The sequence below is a fragment of the Methanomassiliicoccales archaeon genome, from assembly GCA_038740345.1.
Classification (GTDB): Archaea; Thermoplasmatota; Thermoplasmata; order Methanomassiliicoccales; family UBA472; genus JAJRAN01.
Window position 1 is genome coordinate 1 of sequence record JAVYMA010000022.1, and the last position, 14,204, is coordinate 14,204.

At 42.9% G+C, this 14,204-nt stretch carries 11 protein-coding genes and 1 tRNA gene; 4 read left to right on the forward strand and 8 right to left on the reverse strand.

The window, feature by feature from the left end; translation table 11 throughout:
• The coding region (locus QW520_07410) for an Ig-like domain-containing protein (GenBank protein ID MEM0449629.1) at window positions 1-2,378 on the reverse strand (2,378 nt) is incomplete at its 3' end.
• 328 nt (window positions 2,379-2,706) lie between these two features.
• Between QW520_07410 and QW520_07415 the strand changes: the two genes are divergently transcribed.
• The gene (locus tag QW520_07415) at window positions 2,707-2,931 is read left to right on the forward strand and encodes a hypothetical protein (GenBank protein MEM0449630.1); all 225 of its coding nucleotides are present in this window, start codon (window positions 2,707-2,709) and stop codon (window positions 2,929-2,931) included.
• 272 nt (window positions 2,932-3,203) lie between these two features.
• Here QW520_07415 and QW520_07420 read toward each other — a convergent pair.
• Window positions 3,204-3,312 (reverse strand) — tRNA-Ser (locus QW520_07420).
• A gap of 139 nt (window positions 3,313-3,451) precedes the next feature.
• Between QW520_07420 and QW520_07425 the strand changes: the two genes are divergently transcribed.
• Window positions 3,452-3,664, forward strand: a complete 213-nt coding sequence (locus tag QW520_07425; GenBank protein MEM0449631.1) for a MoaD/ThiS family protein — start codon at window positions 3,452-3,454, stop codon at window positions 3,662-3,664.
• Window positions 3,665-3,684: 20 nt separating this feature from the next.
• On the opposite strand, the gene QW520_07430 is transcribed toward QW520_07425, so the two are convergent.
• Window positions 3,685-4,542, reverse strand: coding sequence for a cobyric acid synthase (locus QW520_07430; GenBank protein ID MEM0449632.1), 858 nt, complete (start codon window positions 4,540-4,542; stop codon window positions 3,685-3,687).
• Window positions 4,539-6,011, reverse strand: a complete 1,473-nt coding sequence (locus QW520_07435; GenBank protein ID MEM0449633.1) for a cobyric acid synthase — start codon at window positions 6,009-6,011, stop codon at window positions 4,539-4,541. The genes QW520_07430 and QW520_07435 overlap by 4 nt, the downstream gene beginning before the upstream one ends.
• Before the next feature lie 825 nt (window positions 6,012-6,836).
• On the opposite strand from QW520_07435, the gene dnaG reads away from it, so the two are divergent.
• Both dnaG and QW520_07445 read left to right on the forward strand, forming a co-directional pair.
• On the forward strand, window positions 6,837-8,255 hold the full coding sequence (gene dnaG, locus QW520_07440) for a DNA primase DnaG (GenBank protein MEM0449634.1): 1,419 nt from the start codon (window positions 6,837-6,839) through the stop codon (window positions 8,253-8,255).
• Between the two features lie 10 nt (window positions 8,256-8,265).
• Window positions 8,266-9,795, forward strand: coding sequence for an ATP-binding protein (locus tag QW520_07445; protein MEM0449635.1), 1,530 nt, complete (start codon window positions 8,266-8,268; stop codon window positions 9,793-9,795).
• A gap of 9 nt (window positions 9,796-9,804) precedes the next feature.
• On the opposite strand, the gene rimI is transcribed toward QW520_07445, so the two are convergent.
• Genes rimI through QW520_07465 form a run of 4 tightly spaced genes read right to left on the reverse strand, consistent with a single transcriptional unit; the run spans window position 9,805 to window position 14,117 of the window.
• Window positions 9,805-10,239, reverse strand: coding sequence for a ribosomal protein S18-alanine N-acetyltransferase (gene rimI, locus QW520_07450; protein MEM0449636.1), 435 nt, complete (start codon window positions 10,237-10,239; stop codon window positions 9,805-9,807).
• A gap of 16 nt (window positions 10,240-10,255) precedes the next feature.
• On the reverse strand, window positions 10,256-12,247 hold the full coding sequence (locus QW520_07455) for a phospholipase D-like domain-containing protein (protein MEM0449637.1): 1,992 nt from the start codon (window positions 12,245-12,247) through the stop codon (window positions 10,256-10,258).
• Window positions 12,248-12,304: 57 nt separating this feature from the next.
• Entirely contained in the window at window positions 12,305-12,982 is a 678-nt protein-coding gene (gene tpiA / locus QW520_07460) for a triose-phosphate isomerase (GenBank protein ID MEM0449638.1), read from the reverse strand.
• Complete coding sequence (locus tag QW520_07465; protein ID MEM0449639.1) at window positions 12,975-14,117, reverse strand: fructose-1,6-bisphosphatase; 1,143 nt, start codon at window positions 14,115-14,117, stop codon at window positions 12,975-12,977. The genes tpiA and QW520_07465 overlap by 8 nt, the downstream gene beginning before the upstream one ends.
• Window positions 14,118-14,204 lie beyond the last annotated feature (87 nt).

Here is a 14,204-nt window from a genome sequence, read left to right on the forward strand (position 1 = left end):
GCTGTGTGATTGCCGTCGGCCAGGCCGGTGAAGGTGTAGTTGGTGTCCAGGCCGACGAGTATCCAAGAGCCTCCGTCGATGGAGACCTCGTAGTGCGCGATGCCGGAAAGATTATCGCTACCAGACCATTCTACCAGAACGCTCTGAGAGGCGAACATGTCACCTGAAGTTGGTGCGATTATTTCCACCGTAGGCTTGGTAAGGTCGATAGTAAAGGTTACCAGCGTAAGGAAGCTATTGCCTGCGTTGTCAAAGGCTTGCACTTCGAGAGTGTGCACGCCCTCAGTCAGATTCAACTGACGTGTTGTGGCGAGGCTCATGTTGACCCAACCCTCACTGTCCAACTGGGTCCAATAATATGCAATGTTGGAGGATGGAGTTGGATCGAACCCAAGCCATTGAGCTTCGAGCTCAGAGTCGTTGTAATATCCACCATCCACAGGATTGGTAATTACGACAACCGGTGACTGGGTATCGACAAAGAAGGAAACGTTAGTTTCATTCCAGTTTCCTGCGATGTCATATACCTTTACGGAGAAGATATGCGCACCTTCGCTCAATCCGCTGATTTCATACCAGGTGTTGGTTCCTACAGATATGTACGCTGAGCTGTCTACACGGATTTCGGCATATGCTAAGTTGTCATCAGCCATAACCCATGTAACATTAATGGCATTCACTTTGAAGACCTGACCACCCGCAGGGAAATTGATTTGCACTGTGGGTTTGGTAACATCGACGATGAATGTTCTGGTAGCGGTTTGAGTGTTTCCTGCCTTATCGAATGCCACAACCTCCAAGGTATGGACGCCCTCAGAGAGGTTCTGGAACAAATTATACTCAACATCTCCTAAAACTATCCAGTTACCATCAATGGAAACGTTGTAGTGGTCGATTCCCGAGAGAGCATCGGAACCTGTCCAAGTGACGTTTACGTCCCTGCTAGCAACACCGTCGCCATCTTCGGCAGGGAAGGTTATGGTAACAATGGGGTTGGTAAGATCAACAACAAAGGCATGATTTACTGTTGCATTGTTGCCTGCCTTGTCCTGAACATACAGATCCATCGTCCAGCTTCCCTCTGTTAGTAGCGCTTTGCCAGCAGTGAAGTTTGTGATCCAAGCGCTAGTAACCGTTCCCATATTTATCCATCCCGCACTAGCTCCAGTGGAGTTCTGGACCCGTACGCGATAGAAATCGATGGGGGATCCTGTACCATCGCCATTCCAAGAAGCTGTGAAGTTACTTAAGTTGATGAATGCTCCGGGGACGATAATGACTGCGGTTGGAGCGGTCTTATCGATGGTGAAATTCGCGATGGCTGTAGCATTATTTCCAGCCGCATCTCTTGCAGCTATTATGAACGCCCAAGCCCCTTCATCGTTTAATAGCTGCTTGTTGGTGAAGTTCGTAATCCACTGCGAATTTTTACCCGTTATATTCACCCAACTTCCCGCCGCGCCAGTTGTGTTGATCACTCTGGCCCATGAATAAACGGTGCCAGAGCGTGCATCATTGATGGTCCATGAAGCAGTGAAGTTGTTCTTGTTTGTGTAAGACTCATCAACTGGTGAGATGATAGTAATGGCTGGGAACGTCGCATCTATGGTGAAGTTCGTCCAGGCCTGTGCATAGTTATCCGCAGCATCATACACTACCACCTTTAAGGTATAATTATCATCAGGAACGTTCGAGCCCCATATAGCGCTTAGAGTGGTGGAGTTAGTTACGCCAATTATAGTCAATGTTTCGGGCCATCCAGTGGAGTTAGTCAATGTGACAATGCTCTTTACTATTGGGGACGAACCTCCATCTGCGTACCATTGGATGGCAAGGTTATTATCATTCCATAGGGTATTATTCTGAGGTTTGACCCAAAACACCGACGGAACGCTTGCATCAACAGTGAATGTTAAAGATGCGTTATAATAATTCGAGTTGCTATCTGTCACATTCACATAAACGGTATAACTGGCGCCGTTAAACAGATCACTGCCACCAGTTATATTGTGTAGCCATATTTCTGGCACAGTTACAGTTTTACTATCGCCAAGCCAACTGTCACTCGTCTCATTATAGAGTGATACTTTATAACCGACCAAGCTAGTTCCATCGATCAAAGATGGAGTCCATGTGAATGTGAAATTGGTGCGGTTTATAAAGTTTCCTGATGGTGTAGTAAAGGTTACAAATGGAGTAACTATGAAGTTGCTCCAATAGGTGCCCACATTGCCTGCACCATCAGTTGCCTCCAATTTAAGAGACCAACTACCTGCTTTTAATAGTTCGCCATTGGTGAAATTTGTTATCCAATAAGCTGAGGCATTATGGGGTACGCTCACCCAACCATAGGTGAAATTGCCAGTAGCATTCCTCATTTGGCCACGAACTTGTGTTATAGAAGCACCATTACCTTTATTCGTTGTCCACGATGCTGTGAAATTAGTCTTGTTCGTCTTTGAACCATCTAATGGTATTGTAATAATTACAGTTGGGTTCGTCTTGTCAACATTAAACAAAACAGTTTTGTTTGTTGCATTTTGATATTTCATAGCAGTTGTGTTCCAGTAAACAGCCCAAACTGTTATTAAATACGCTCCTTCAGATAAACCGCTATAGGTGTATGAGTTGTTTTTCGATTTATTTTGTAGATTTTGTGGTTCCTTCCACCCGGTAGTTAAATTGCTTAACATCGTATAGTTCCAGATGGTTGCGAAGTCAGAGGGGTTCTTCGCTGTTACCGACCATTTTACTGTCACGCTACCAGTGTTATTATATGAGTTGGCTGTAGGAGCCAAAATGGTGATTTCTGGCTCGGGCCCAGGGGATCCGAGCTCAGGCACCCCCACACTGGAATCAGCCGTGACTGCAACGCTGCTGAAGAGCAACGTAATTACCATCATCAGCGCCAAGGCCGATGTCATAAGCTGATTCTTAACATTCATTGTTCTCATCCCTTTCCCTTCCGGAAACCCACCAATAATGTAGGTTTCCTATTGATACATGCGATAATGATAACGATATATAAACTATAGCCCATAGGTCTCAAAGCAAAATTTAATTTCCAATCACATCTGGCATATTTTACTATCTAGAATGATAATAATCCTGCATTAATCAAATAATTTATTTTTTGGTTAAAAACAGGAACCATGAAAGCTAAGAAAACATGCCCCAACGAAGATGAAAATTGATTAGATGATTGGCGCCGAGGGGGAGATTTGAACTCCCGAGGCGTTGCCGCCAGTAGCTAACTCGGTAGGGTAAAGCACACTCGAGGCTACCGCCTTGGCCGGACTAGGCTACCTCGGCGCGGTCGGTCCAATGTCGTTCGCATATTTCTTTCTAATGGATTTGGATGTCTAAACATGTCTTTCAACGAATAAAGAGTGATATAGAGCAAGAGAAACACTTTTCCATGGGTAAGCTATCAAAGTAATGAGAGTGTAGCATGAATTCGAACATAAAAGTGATTCTGCAAATCTCGGGCAAAGAGATTATTGAGGAAATTGCGGAGAGTTCAACCGTTGAAGACCTTTTGAGAAAGCTTTCTCTCCATCCAGATGCATATATTATTGTAAAGGATAAGCGCCCCGTGCCATTGACTAAAATCTTAGAAGACGGGGAAAGGCTAAGATTGGTCAAAGTAGCCTCAGGTGGTTAAATTTAAAAAAGCCACAATAATTAACAAGATAATCCTTTTTCCAATATCAATGACAATCCTCTCATATCCAAATCGCTTACTATTTGCAATAAAGCATTATCTAAGCTAGATATCCATATTTTCCTGATATCATCAACACGTTTTGGAAACAATTTTCGAGAGCCAAGGCTAAGACTGTCTTCTTGCGGAATATGAAATTCAATCATAGGTATTACTCCCAAGCACGGCAGTCGCATTTTTTTCTCTATTTCTCTTATGCCAGGCTGAAGAATTGTGGGATCTCCTCGAAAGCGATTGATTATAAAGCCCCTTACCATTTTTTTATGATGTTCATTCAATAGGTAATAAGTTCCGTATAGCGCAGCAAAAACACCTCCCCTGTCAATATCACCTATTAAAATCACTGGTGCCTTTGCCAATTCAGCTGTCCTCATATTAGCTATATCTTTTTCAAATAGATTAATCTCGGCAGGTGAGCCAGATCCTTCTATGATAATCGTATCATATTCTTCCAATAATTTGTTGTAACATTTACCAACCACTTTCATTAAATCCCCTGTTGGAAGCGATTCGCAACCCTTACCAAAGTTAGCGTAAGGCTTGCCCTCGAGAACAAGCTGGATAACACCATTGCCGCTCGGTTTCAATAAAATAGGATTCATCTCAACTCTGGGCTCAATACCGCAAGCTATGGCCTGAAATGCCTGAGCCATGCCCATTTCTTTTCCATCGCGGGTTACAAAGGAATTCAAAGATAGGTTCAACGCCTTGAAAGGGGCTACACTTTTTCCTTTCGCTGCCAAATATCGGCAAAAGAGCGCTGTCACAGTAGATTTGCCTGCCCCAGAACAAACTCCCTGAAACATTATTGAACTCAATCAGATACTCCTCCGACTTCAGGAATAAGATAACGCAAAATCAATCTCTTTTTCATAATTCTAGCCACTTCAGAAATGCTGTTTTCAACAGCGCTATCGAGATTTTTCGCTTCTTCAAAATGAGATTTTCTATCTGCTTTGATGAGAGAAATTACATGCTGCCTAAATGCAGGTAGGTCAAACACTCCATGAAGGTAAGTTCCCAGAACCATTCCATCTGTAGAAACCGAGCCTTCATGATAGCCCCCATCCGAGGTTATGTAGAAAACTGGAGCTTCAAGGCTAGTTGTCCTCCCCATGTGTATCTCGTATCCTCTAACTTTCCCTCCTTTTCCTAAAAGAAGTTCACCCTCCACTTGAACTGTTCTTTTTTCCTTTGAGTCAAATACCGTCTGAGCTTGAAGCAAGCCTATTCCTTCCAAAGATCTTGATTGACCCCCTTCCAATCCATACAAGTCATGAATCTCAGTACCAAGCATTTGATACCCCCCACAAATTCCTATGATCGGCATTTTGCCTTTCAAGGAGCGAATCTTTTGAGATAATCCCCTTTCATTCATCCAGATCAGATCTTGAACGGTGTTCTTAGTTCCAGGTATTATTATTAAATCGACATTATCCAAGTCATTAGGATCATCTATATACACCACAGATATGCCTTCTTCTAATGTGAAAGGATCGAAATCAGTAAAATTGGATATGCGAGGCAGTCTTATGATGCCTATCAAGGTAGTACTATCTTCTTTAGCGCCTTTATCCTTCAAAAACATTGAATCTTCGGTTGGAAGCTCTAAATCAAGATGCGGCAATACACCCAGAACCTTTATTCCCAATTCCTTCTCTGCCTTCTTTATACCGACTTCGAGAGTCTCATGATCTCCATGCATATTATTGATGATTACCCCTTTGAACTTCTTTCTATCCTCTTCGTTGAGTAAGAGCAACGTACCGTAAAGATATGCAAAAGCCCCACCCCACTCAATGTTCACCACTAAAATACAGTCAGCATCGGATATCCTCGCAGTGGGAATGTTGGCGATCTCCTGATCGCCAAGATTAATCTCTGCCGGGCTGCCTGCACCTTCAATGATGACAAAATCATTGCTTTTAGATAGTATTTCAAAGTTACGTTTTATTATCTCTATTCCTTTACTCCTAGCAAAAGAACCATAGTACTCCTGTACATCCATATCTTTGTAAGGACGGCCTTCGACCACCACTTGTGATATCGCATTTCCCTTGGGTTTTAGCAATATGGGATTCATCGCCGCAATCGGCTCAGCCCTAGCGGCTCTAGCCTGCAATTCTTGCGCCCTTGCGATTTCTTCTCCATTTTGCGTGATATATGAGTTCAATGACATATTCTGCGATTTGAAAGGAGCAACCCGAAATCCCAGGTCAGCCAATATTCTACAAAGACCCATGACCACAAGCGATTTACCTGCTCCCGATGTGGCACCCATTACCATAATTGACCTTGCTCTTTTGCGGAATTTTATATCCAATATTCCTTTTACTTCCTCTTTTGCAGGTCTCGGTTGTCGACGAAACAAAGAGTGCATTTCATTAGTCACATCCGCTCTGTGCAACCAAAAGCATTTCTTGCAACTCCATATCCTTCTACCATCCTTTCCTATCACAAACTCGCCTAATTCATTATCAAAGCAAGGATATAGTGGACAATAGCAAAAAGTGCAATCTTGTCCGGGGAAATGACAAGGGTAATATTCACAGGTTTTATTGCTGCCTTTGATCGGCCCGCAAATCTCCGATTCGACCTTGGTTTCGAATCTCATTCTGCTCAGCATTAGTTGGATATATCATCCAATATTATATACATTTAATTTAGTCAAAAATTTCAGGGCCATTTGTTATAATATTTAAAAATTATTTATTTTGATTTTTAGGTTATTATGAGAATTCAAAATAAATAATGCTTGATTATTAGCATGTCTAAAATGTAAATATCCATTTCACTAAAATTCTCAGCTTGCCCGCTTTTTTTGGTACATTTTATGTATGAAGTATCTTTTTTGTCTCGGCTTTGGTTTTCATTAGAAAAGTATTTATCCGGCTTTTGTTGAATAGGGACAGAAGGAAAAACACTTCGGGCCAAGGCCTGAATAGTGTCTAATCATGATCACTATCACCCATTCATCACATCCTAATGAAGGATACGTCAATGATTGGTGCGAAAAGGACCGCTAGGGCTCCTTAGGGGGTTTGCCCGGGAAAATCATTTAGTTCGGGCTAAGCGGCTACGGATTGTTTTTCCATAAGAAAGAGGAGATTCAATGAACATTGATCCTAGTACAACAAAATATTTGATTAAGGCAAAGCTGAATGCCGATGGAATCGTAGAAAAACCTGATGTTGTAGGTGCTATATTTGGACAAACAGAAGGCCTGCTCGGTGATGAGCTAGACTTGCGCGATCTTCAAAAGAGTGGACGCATTGGAAGGATTGAAGTTGATGTCCATTCGAAGCAGGGCAAATCTGAAGGGGATATACTCATCCCATCCTCTCTTGATCAGGTAGAAACTGTAATCCTTGCCTCTGCTTTAGAAACAATCGATCGGGTAGGACCTTGCAAAGCGAGGATAGTCGTAGATGGGATTGAAGATGTTCGCGTCGTAAAGAGGACCAAAATCATCGAGAGGGCGCGGGAACTCCTTACCGAACTTATAAAACAATCCAAGTCGTCAGGTATTGATCTCACTGAGAGTGTTAGGCAATCGGTGCAGGTTGAAGAGATCATTTATTATGGAAAAGAAAGATTGCCTGCAGGACCAAATGTACCTGATTCCGACGCGATAATTGTGGTAGAGGGACGTTCAGACGTTCTAAATCTTTTAAAATCTGGTATAAAAAATGCGATTGCTGTGGAAGGCACTAACATTCCTAAAACCATAAGCGATCTTTCCAAAGAAAGGGTAATCACCGCTTTTGTAGATGGTGATAGAGGAGGAGAGCTGATATTGCGTGAGCTGTTTCAAGTGGCAGAAGTTGACTTCGTGGCTCGTGCACCGCGTGGACATGAAGTTGAGGAGCTAACTCAAAAACAGATAATGAAATGCCTTCGCAACAAAATCCCTGCCGAACAATTCATTGAGATGTTTGGTCTCGAGGGCGACCAATTATTCAAATCTGGAAATGGCGAAAAACGAGGCGTTAAGGATCTAGATGCTGCAGAGAAAGCTGAGCGAGCAGAAAAAGCTGAGCGCTCAGACCGTTCTGAGAAGGTCGAAAAGGTAGAAAAACCAGAGAAAGTAGAAAGGCAAGAAAAGCAGCGCGAAGAACGAGCTGAAAGAGTAGAGAGAGCGGAAAAAGCTGAGAGACAGGAAAAAGAGAGAGCGGAAAAGAATGAATTGGCAGAAGAATCAACTGAAGAGAGAAAGGGCTCAGGGAAGAAGTTAAACGCCGCTCAAGAGAAGTATAAAGGCATGATAAATGAGCTCTCCACTACATCTAAGGCTAGACTCCTGAATGCGAGTGGATTGGTCATAAAAGAGATTCCTGTTAAGGAATTAGCCAACACTCTTAAAGAAGGAGTTGAAGGTGTGAGTGCTGTAGTATTCGATGGAATAGTCACACAACGTATCTTAGATATTGCAGCGGAGCAGAAGATAGGTACCATAGTAGGTACTAAATTGGGGAATATCACCAAACAACCAGCGAATGTCGATGTTTGGACTAAGGAAGATCTAAATTAAATTGAGTGATATGCACCAACCTAAACTCCCTGACCTGACAAAAATATCCTCAACTGCAGAAGTCGAGATTCCGCAAGACCCACTTCTAAGAGTAATTGGACAGGATGAAGCGGTGGAGATAGCACGAATCGCCGCTAGACAACGGCGACATTTGTTGTTAGTCGGGCCACCTGGAACGGGTAAAAGCATGATAGCTCAAGCGCTTGCCTTACATCTCCCACCCCCTAACGAAGAAATAAGAGTGGTCCATAACCCAGAGAATCCAGAAAGACCGATGGTGGAAGTAAAGAAAGCAGATGAGGTGAAAAGGGAGAGAGAGTCACGAGAATTCGCTGGAGGAGACTTAATCGACCCTAAAAATGCACCTATAAATGTCGCTGAACGATTAGGCTATAGATGTCGAAATTGCGGAGAATATTCATCCTACAAAGAGAGATTCTGCCCTAAATGTCAAAAGCCTAAACTAGGAGAGTCCATAGGTTTCGCAGGTAATCCCTTCGGCGATTTAATGTCAACCTTGTTAGAAAGTTCCATAACAGTACAAGGAATCTCGTCGATTCCTATTGGTAGAGAAAGGGTCACTACTACTCGCAATCGCTTTGGAAAAGAGGAGGTGGTGGTTTTCGAACGTACGGGAGATATGATCCGCGTACTTGATCAGGAGGCTTTGGAAAAAAGGAGAGAGTTAGAGAAACAGAGGCCGCGAAAAGTTATTGTGCCACTTGAGCGAAATCCTTTCGTAATGGCCACCGGAGCAAGTGAAACAGAACTTCTTGGCGACGTGCGCCATGATCCTTATGGTGGACACCCTCAACTCGGCACTCAGCCATTCGAGAGAGTCATTCCTGGTGCGATTCATGAAGCTCATCAAGGCGTTCTTTTCATTGATGAGCTTTCACACTTAGGAAATTTACAACGATATATATTGACAGCGATGCAGGAACGCCGCTTCCCTATCTCAGGACGGAATCCTCAATCTTCAGGAGCGAGCGTGAAAGTGGATTCTGTGCCATGTGATTTCGTGTTTGTGGGAGCCTGTAACATTCAAGATTTAGAGCACATCCTGGCTCCCCTTAGGTCCCGCATAAATGGTAATGGTTATGAAATACTCGTAAGAACAACTATGGAAGATACCCTGGAAAACCGATCCAAGCTTGTCCAGTTTATTGCTCAAGAGATCTCTATTGATAGAAGAATACCTCATGCATCAATTGAGGCCGTTCACTCTATAATAAAAGAGGCAGCTCGGAGGGCTAAGGATCTAGATGGACAGCAGCATTCTCTGACCCTTAGGCTACGTGAATTGGGTGGACTGATCCGTGCTGCCGGCGATCTAGCTGTTCATGAAGGAAGTCATTTAATTGAGCCTGAACACATAGAAAGAGCGATAAAAAGAAGCAGGACGGCTGAGGAACAAATTAAAGAGCGCTATGGTTCATACACTAAAGGGCTTGGCAGCGATCTCAGTTCATCTCAGAAAGAAAGATCACCCTATTATTTTTGGAATGAAACTAGAGAAGATGATCAAATGTTTCATTGATTGATGGAATTAAAGATACAGCTGCATACGATAGGCATCCTCGCCATTTGAATAGTATTTCGATACGCGACCATTTATCTGGAATCCTAATTTTTTATAGAAATCGATAGCTGAAAAATTGCTAACCCTGACTTCAAGAGTGATGGTCCTAATTCCCTTGAGAGAGCATTGCTTTAAGAATTCATGAAAGAGGATAGTTCCTGCCCCTCTTCTGCGATACTTCTCATGCACCGCTAACATTAGAATGCGAGCGTCGATACGTGATAGCATTACTCCAAAAATAAAGCCAATTATCAGCCCCTCGTTTTCCATAACGATAAAGCCTTCAGGCCAATAAGAATATAGATCTAAAAACAAGGTAGGGTTATAACTCTCATTCAAAGAGGAGCAGGCTAGCTCATAAACTTGTGGTAAATCCGCAGGCCGGAATAGCCTAAGTTGCATCGCCAGTTGTCAAGGGTTAGTTCCTTTTAATCCTTTTCCGTGCAATAATTATGAAAAATATTGCTGCTGATGCCATTATCACAGGGATTTCGAATCCCAGGTGAAAAGAGTTTGAGGACACAACCTTGATTTCAATTAAACATGTAGCACAATTGTCGTATTTGTCCCATGCAGTAAATCTAACCGAGTGGTCTCCAACCGGTAGACGAATTGCAAGAAAGGAGCCATTGTCCTCCACACTCCCATCATCCCCTATATCCCAAGCCAATCTCGAAATTCCTCCTACATCATTAACATCAGCCTGGATTACAATCAACTCATCCTGTTTCACAGTTACATTTTGGGGTAGTAAAATTGTTGGAGCAATGCAATCATCTATCCAGTCCTTCTTAAATGCAGATGCATAATAATCTGATATTTCTCTCGATTCTATAACCAATGCAGCCTCTCTGTTGTTGTAAAAAGCTGAAGAGACCCAGTTTATACTTGATACTAGCGTCTTGTTATCGGCAATCAGTCCCTTATTGTGCAAAGTATGAAATTCATGTTGAGAACTTATGAGCTTGGCCTGGAGATCGATATTTTCCTCGACGGCCTTTGAGTTTAGTTCAGCAACAATTCTTGCATTCTCACCGCCTTTCTCATTATTATACCAATTATTGTCCAATAATATGCGTACTGTCACACCTCTCTTCGCAGCTTCCAAAACAGCGTGCATTGGTCCTTTTGAATCTGGCCAATTCATAGACGCGTAAAACATTTGTATCAATAGACGCTCTTTGGCGTTATTGATTATATCTAATAATGAAGCGAGGGCCGAGTCAGGCGCTGTGAAAGCGCATACTTTGGATGTGAAACTAGGCAAGTTTTCATATATTGGAAGTTCAGAGGAAATAGGAATATTTTCAATAGGCAAAAAGTTGTCAACGAGAACAGGATTTATATCTAATTGTTTGGAGTCAAAATCATTGTAAAATATTTCCTGAAAGAAACGCGCGATAGTTTCTGATTGTATGCAAGCTCCCCACCCTCTGTTTCCTTCAAAAGATGTAGTAGCCCAGTTCTCTGAGCCAACTAGAACTCTCTTTCCATCAGCAATGAGATATTTGCAATGAAGAAAATCGTAGCGTTTGAAGCCGTGCCATGAGGAAAGAATACGAACATCACATCCTAATCTCAATAATGGCATAACAATTTTCATTGTATTGGGCTTCATTCCCCCAACTGGTTGCCCTTCTATTAAAATACTTACACGCACTCCTCTTTTTGTTGCTTCTGCGAGATAATAAGCTATGCTTGCATCTGTTAATTCATAGACTGCGCATTCAATACTGAATTGAGCGAATACCAATTCTCGAATGATCCTTAGTCGCATATCATCTGGATTGAGAAAAGGTTCGACTGCAGCCATCGATTCGACTGGACTCATTAGCTTCCTACCAGGAGTGAAGTGAAACCAATCATCCCTCGCATTTCTATCTAATAGTGGGTTTTCGAAGCGGCGAAGAGCTTTTCCCGGAGGAGGAGTTGGACATCTATCCCCAGTCCATCCTTCCAAAGAATAAGAAGAGCTACCATACGCCAACACATCCCTTATTCTTCCCTCAGGATCTGTTAAATAAATTTCATCCCCATCATCGGCTAATCCAATTCTCCCCTTTTTGAAGACGCCTTCGGCCGTATCTATATGAATTGCAAATGGATGAATCGCTTTGGTGAATGTAATATTGGAACATACATAGACCTCATCGTCCGGTGACAGCAATAAGTCCTCTTTGATAATCCAAGTACCTTCTCCATCGGAAATCGACCAGCCAGATAATAGTACAGGTGTATCTCCAGAATTAACTAAACCTACGTACTCATATGGGAAGCGAGGCATTACCTCGATTATTAGCATTCCTTGTTGTTGCTTGGAATCGCTCTCGACTAATGCTAATGATGAGGGTGCGTAAGGGATAATGGGAAGGAGAATGAGAATGAAAACGCCCCAATACGCTACCCTCATGTTGTTTTGATTCAGTTTAATTGATTAAGAACTATGCATTTACAATAATCATACAAATCAAATGAGCTTTACCAGCTCCCTTAATGCCTTTTTCGGGTCCTTCGCCTTTACCACGCCTGACGATAACAATACCCCTTTAGCTCCAAGGTCCAGAGCTTTTTTGACATCTTTACCCGTTTTCACACCTGCTCCACAAAGAACGGGTATTGTCTTATCTATACTCCCTACTGCCTCTACAGAGTCTAATACAACTTCAGGACGAGCCTCAGTTACTGAAATGTCTCCTCCAATCAACTCTGGAGGTTCTATTGCCACCATGCTTGGTCTCAAGGATGCAAGATTTTGAGCGGCGATGGGTGTGTCGGAGCAAACACATGTAATCAAACCAATAGCGGTGCAGGCTGGAATTATCTTAGCCACGACATCACTTGTCAATCTATGCTCTGAATGATTTATCAATGTTCCATAGGCTCCAGCAGACTTTACCATCTCAGCAGTGACCCAACCTGTTGCTGCCCCTGGTGCTTTTGGATCGACATGTTGAGCCATTATAGGAACCTTAATAGATGAAGCCACACGAGAAAGCTCAACCATCGGAGGGCATGCGACGATACATATGCCCGATTCTTCCATTACTTCTTTGCAAGCTTTAGCTATATTTAAGGCTGATATTCCCTCTGCTTCACGGTAAGCTTTGAAATTAACAATTATTAATGGATAGTTTATTTCAAACAATGTCCTCCATCCTCTTCCTTAACTTCTCCAAGACAGAAGGTCTTGTAGTGTACTCCATCTCCTCAGGTCCCAGTATTGCAGGCATAAATGGACCATGTCTCCTCATATAAACCGAAGCGCGAACTGCTTTTGCTCTTGCTTCGTTCCATTCCTCTCCAGCGAAGAAATCAACAGGAATGTGCACACCGACTGGAGAGGTTGGATCCTCCAGACCTTGTAGTCTACCATTTGTTATCTGAAAGCCTAAGCAACAAATTCTAGGCGGTCCATCGAAAAAAGTTGGGTCAGATTTGTCGACAGCGCAAGGATACCATGCGCCATAATGAGACCCACGCATCCAACCAGCTACCAACTGTGGAAACATGAACGGCTGAAGCACTTCCCCGACTGCAGGCAAACCACTCTGGCAACGCACCAAGCAAACTGGATCATCTTTTCCCACATATTTGCCAGCACAGATGTTCAATTTCTCTGTGCTCACTACACTGGCTGTTCCAATGCTAGGGTCTTTGCTTATTACTCTTTTTATCGCATATCGAGTTGTATCTCCAAGAAGAGTTAGTATGTCGTACATCTCCTCAGGGGAACTCATTATCACTTTCTTGCAATCCATTACATCAACTATTTCGAAATTGAAACCTTGGTGAGCCCTAGGATCTATGACTAACCCGGTTGTTGTAAAAGGATCCATGAAGATTCTAGTGAGAGGTAAAGAATAAGATGATGGCTCGGTTTTATCTGCCATGAAAAATAAAACGGGTTCGGAATTACGCTCTACGAACTCCATCTCCGCCGCACCCGGACCTGCGCCCCTAACGTTTCCAGAAAAAGCATCTTTCAAGATGTCTTGTCCAGCTGCATACAGCTTCATGGATTTAGCTAATTTCGATGCTTGGCTAAAGGCCTCCCACGCAATACCATGAACGTCAGCATTGTTCTCGCCTTTGTTATGTGTCATATATAGGTTAATATCATCCCCCACTCTGGTGACATAGAAATCATTCAATATGCCAGACCTAACCCCATCTCGCAAGACATCCTCACATTTCGCCATCATCTTAGGATGAGGTCGCGAGTGTCCGACAACAGATCCTACATCCGCCTTAATTACAGAAACAGTTACCTTATCTGGCATATGCATTCCTTGCCTTATCGCTTGAAGAATGCCATGGCTATATAAAATACTTCACCAACCTCTTTCTCGGACGTGGCAAAATTAAGA

Coding starts and splice junctions, on each gene's coding strand:
- QW520_07455 (MEM0449637.1), bottom strand. CDS start 12,247: ATGAGGGTAGCGTATTGGGGCGTTTTCATTCTCATTCTCCTTCCCATT.
- rimI (MEM0449636.1), bottom strand. CDS start 10,239: ATGCAACTTAGGCTATTCCGGCCTGCGGATTTACCACAAGTTTATGAG.
- QW520_07415 (MEM0449630.1), top strand. CDS start 2,707: ATGGTTGCGAAGTCAGAGGGGTTCTTCGCTGTTACCGACCATTTTACT.
- QW520_07445 (MEM0449635.1), top strand. CDS start 8,266: ATGCACCAACCTAAACTCCCTGACCTGACAAAAATATCCTCAACTGCA.
- QW520_07425 (MEM0449631.1), top strand. CDS start 3,452: ATGAATTCGAACATAAAAGTGATTCTGCAAATCTCGGGCAAAGAGATT.
- QW520_07435 (MEM0449633.1), bottom strand. CDS start 6,011: ATGGTAATGGGTGCCACATCGGGAGCAGGTAAATCGCTTGTGGTCATG.
- dnaG (MEM0449634.1), top strand. CDS start 6,837: ATGAACATTGATCCTAGTACAACAAAATATTTGATTAAGGCAAAGCTG.
- QW520_07465 (MEM0449639.1), bottom strand. CDS start 14,117: ATGCCAGATAAGGTAACTGTTTCTGTAATTAAGGCGGATGTAGGATCT.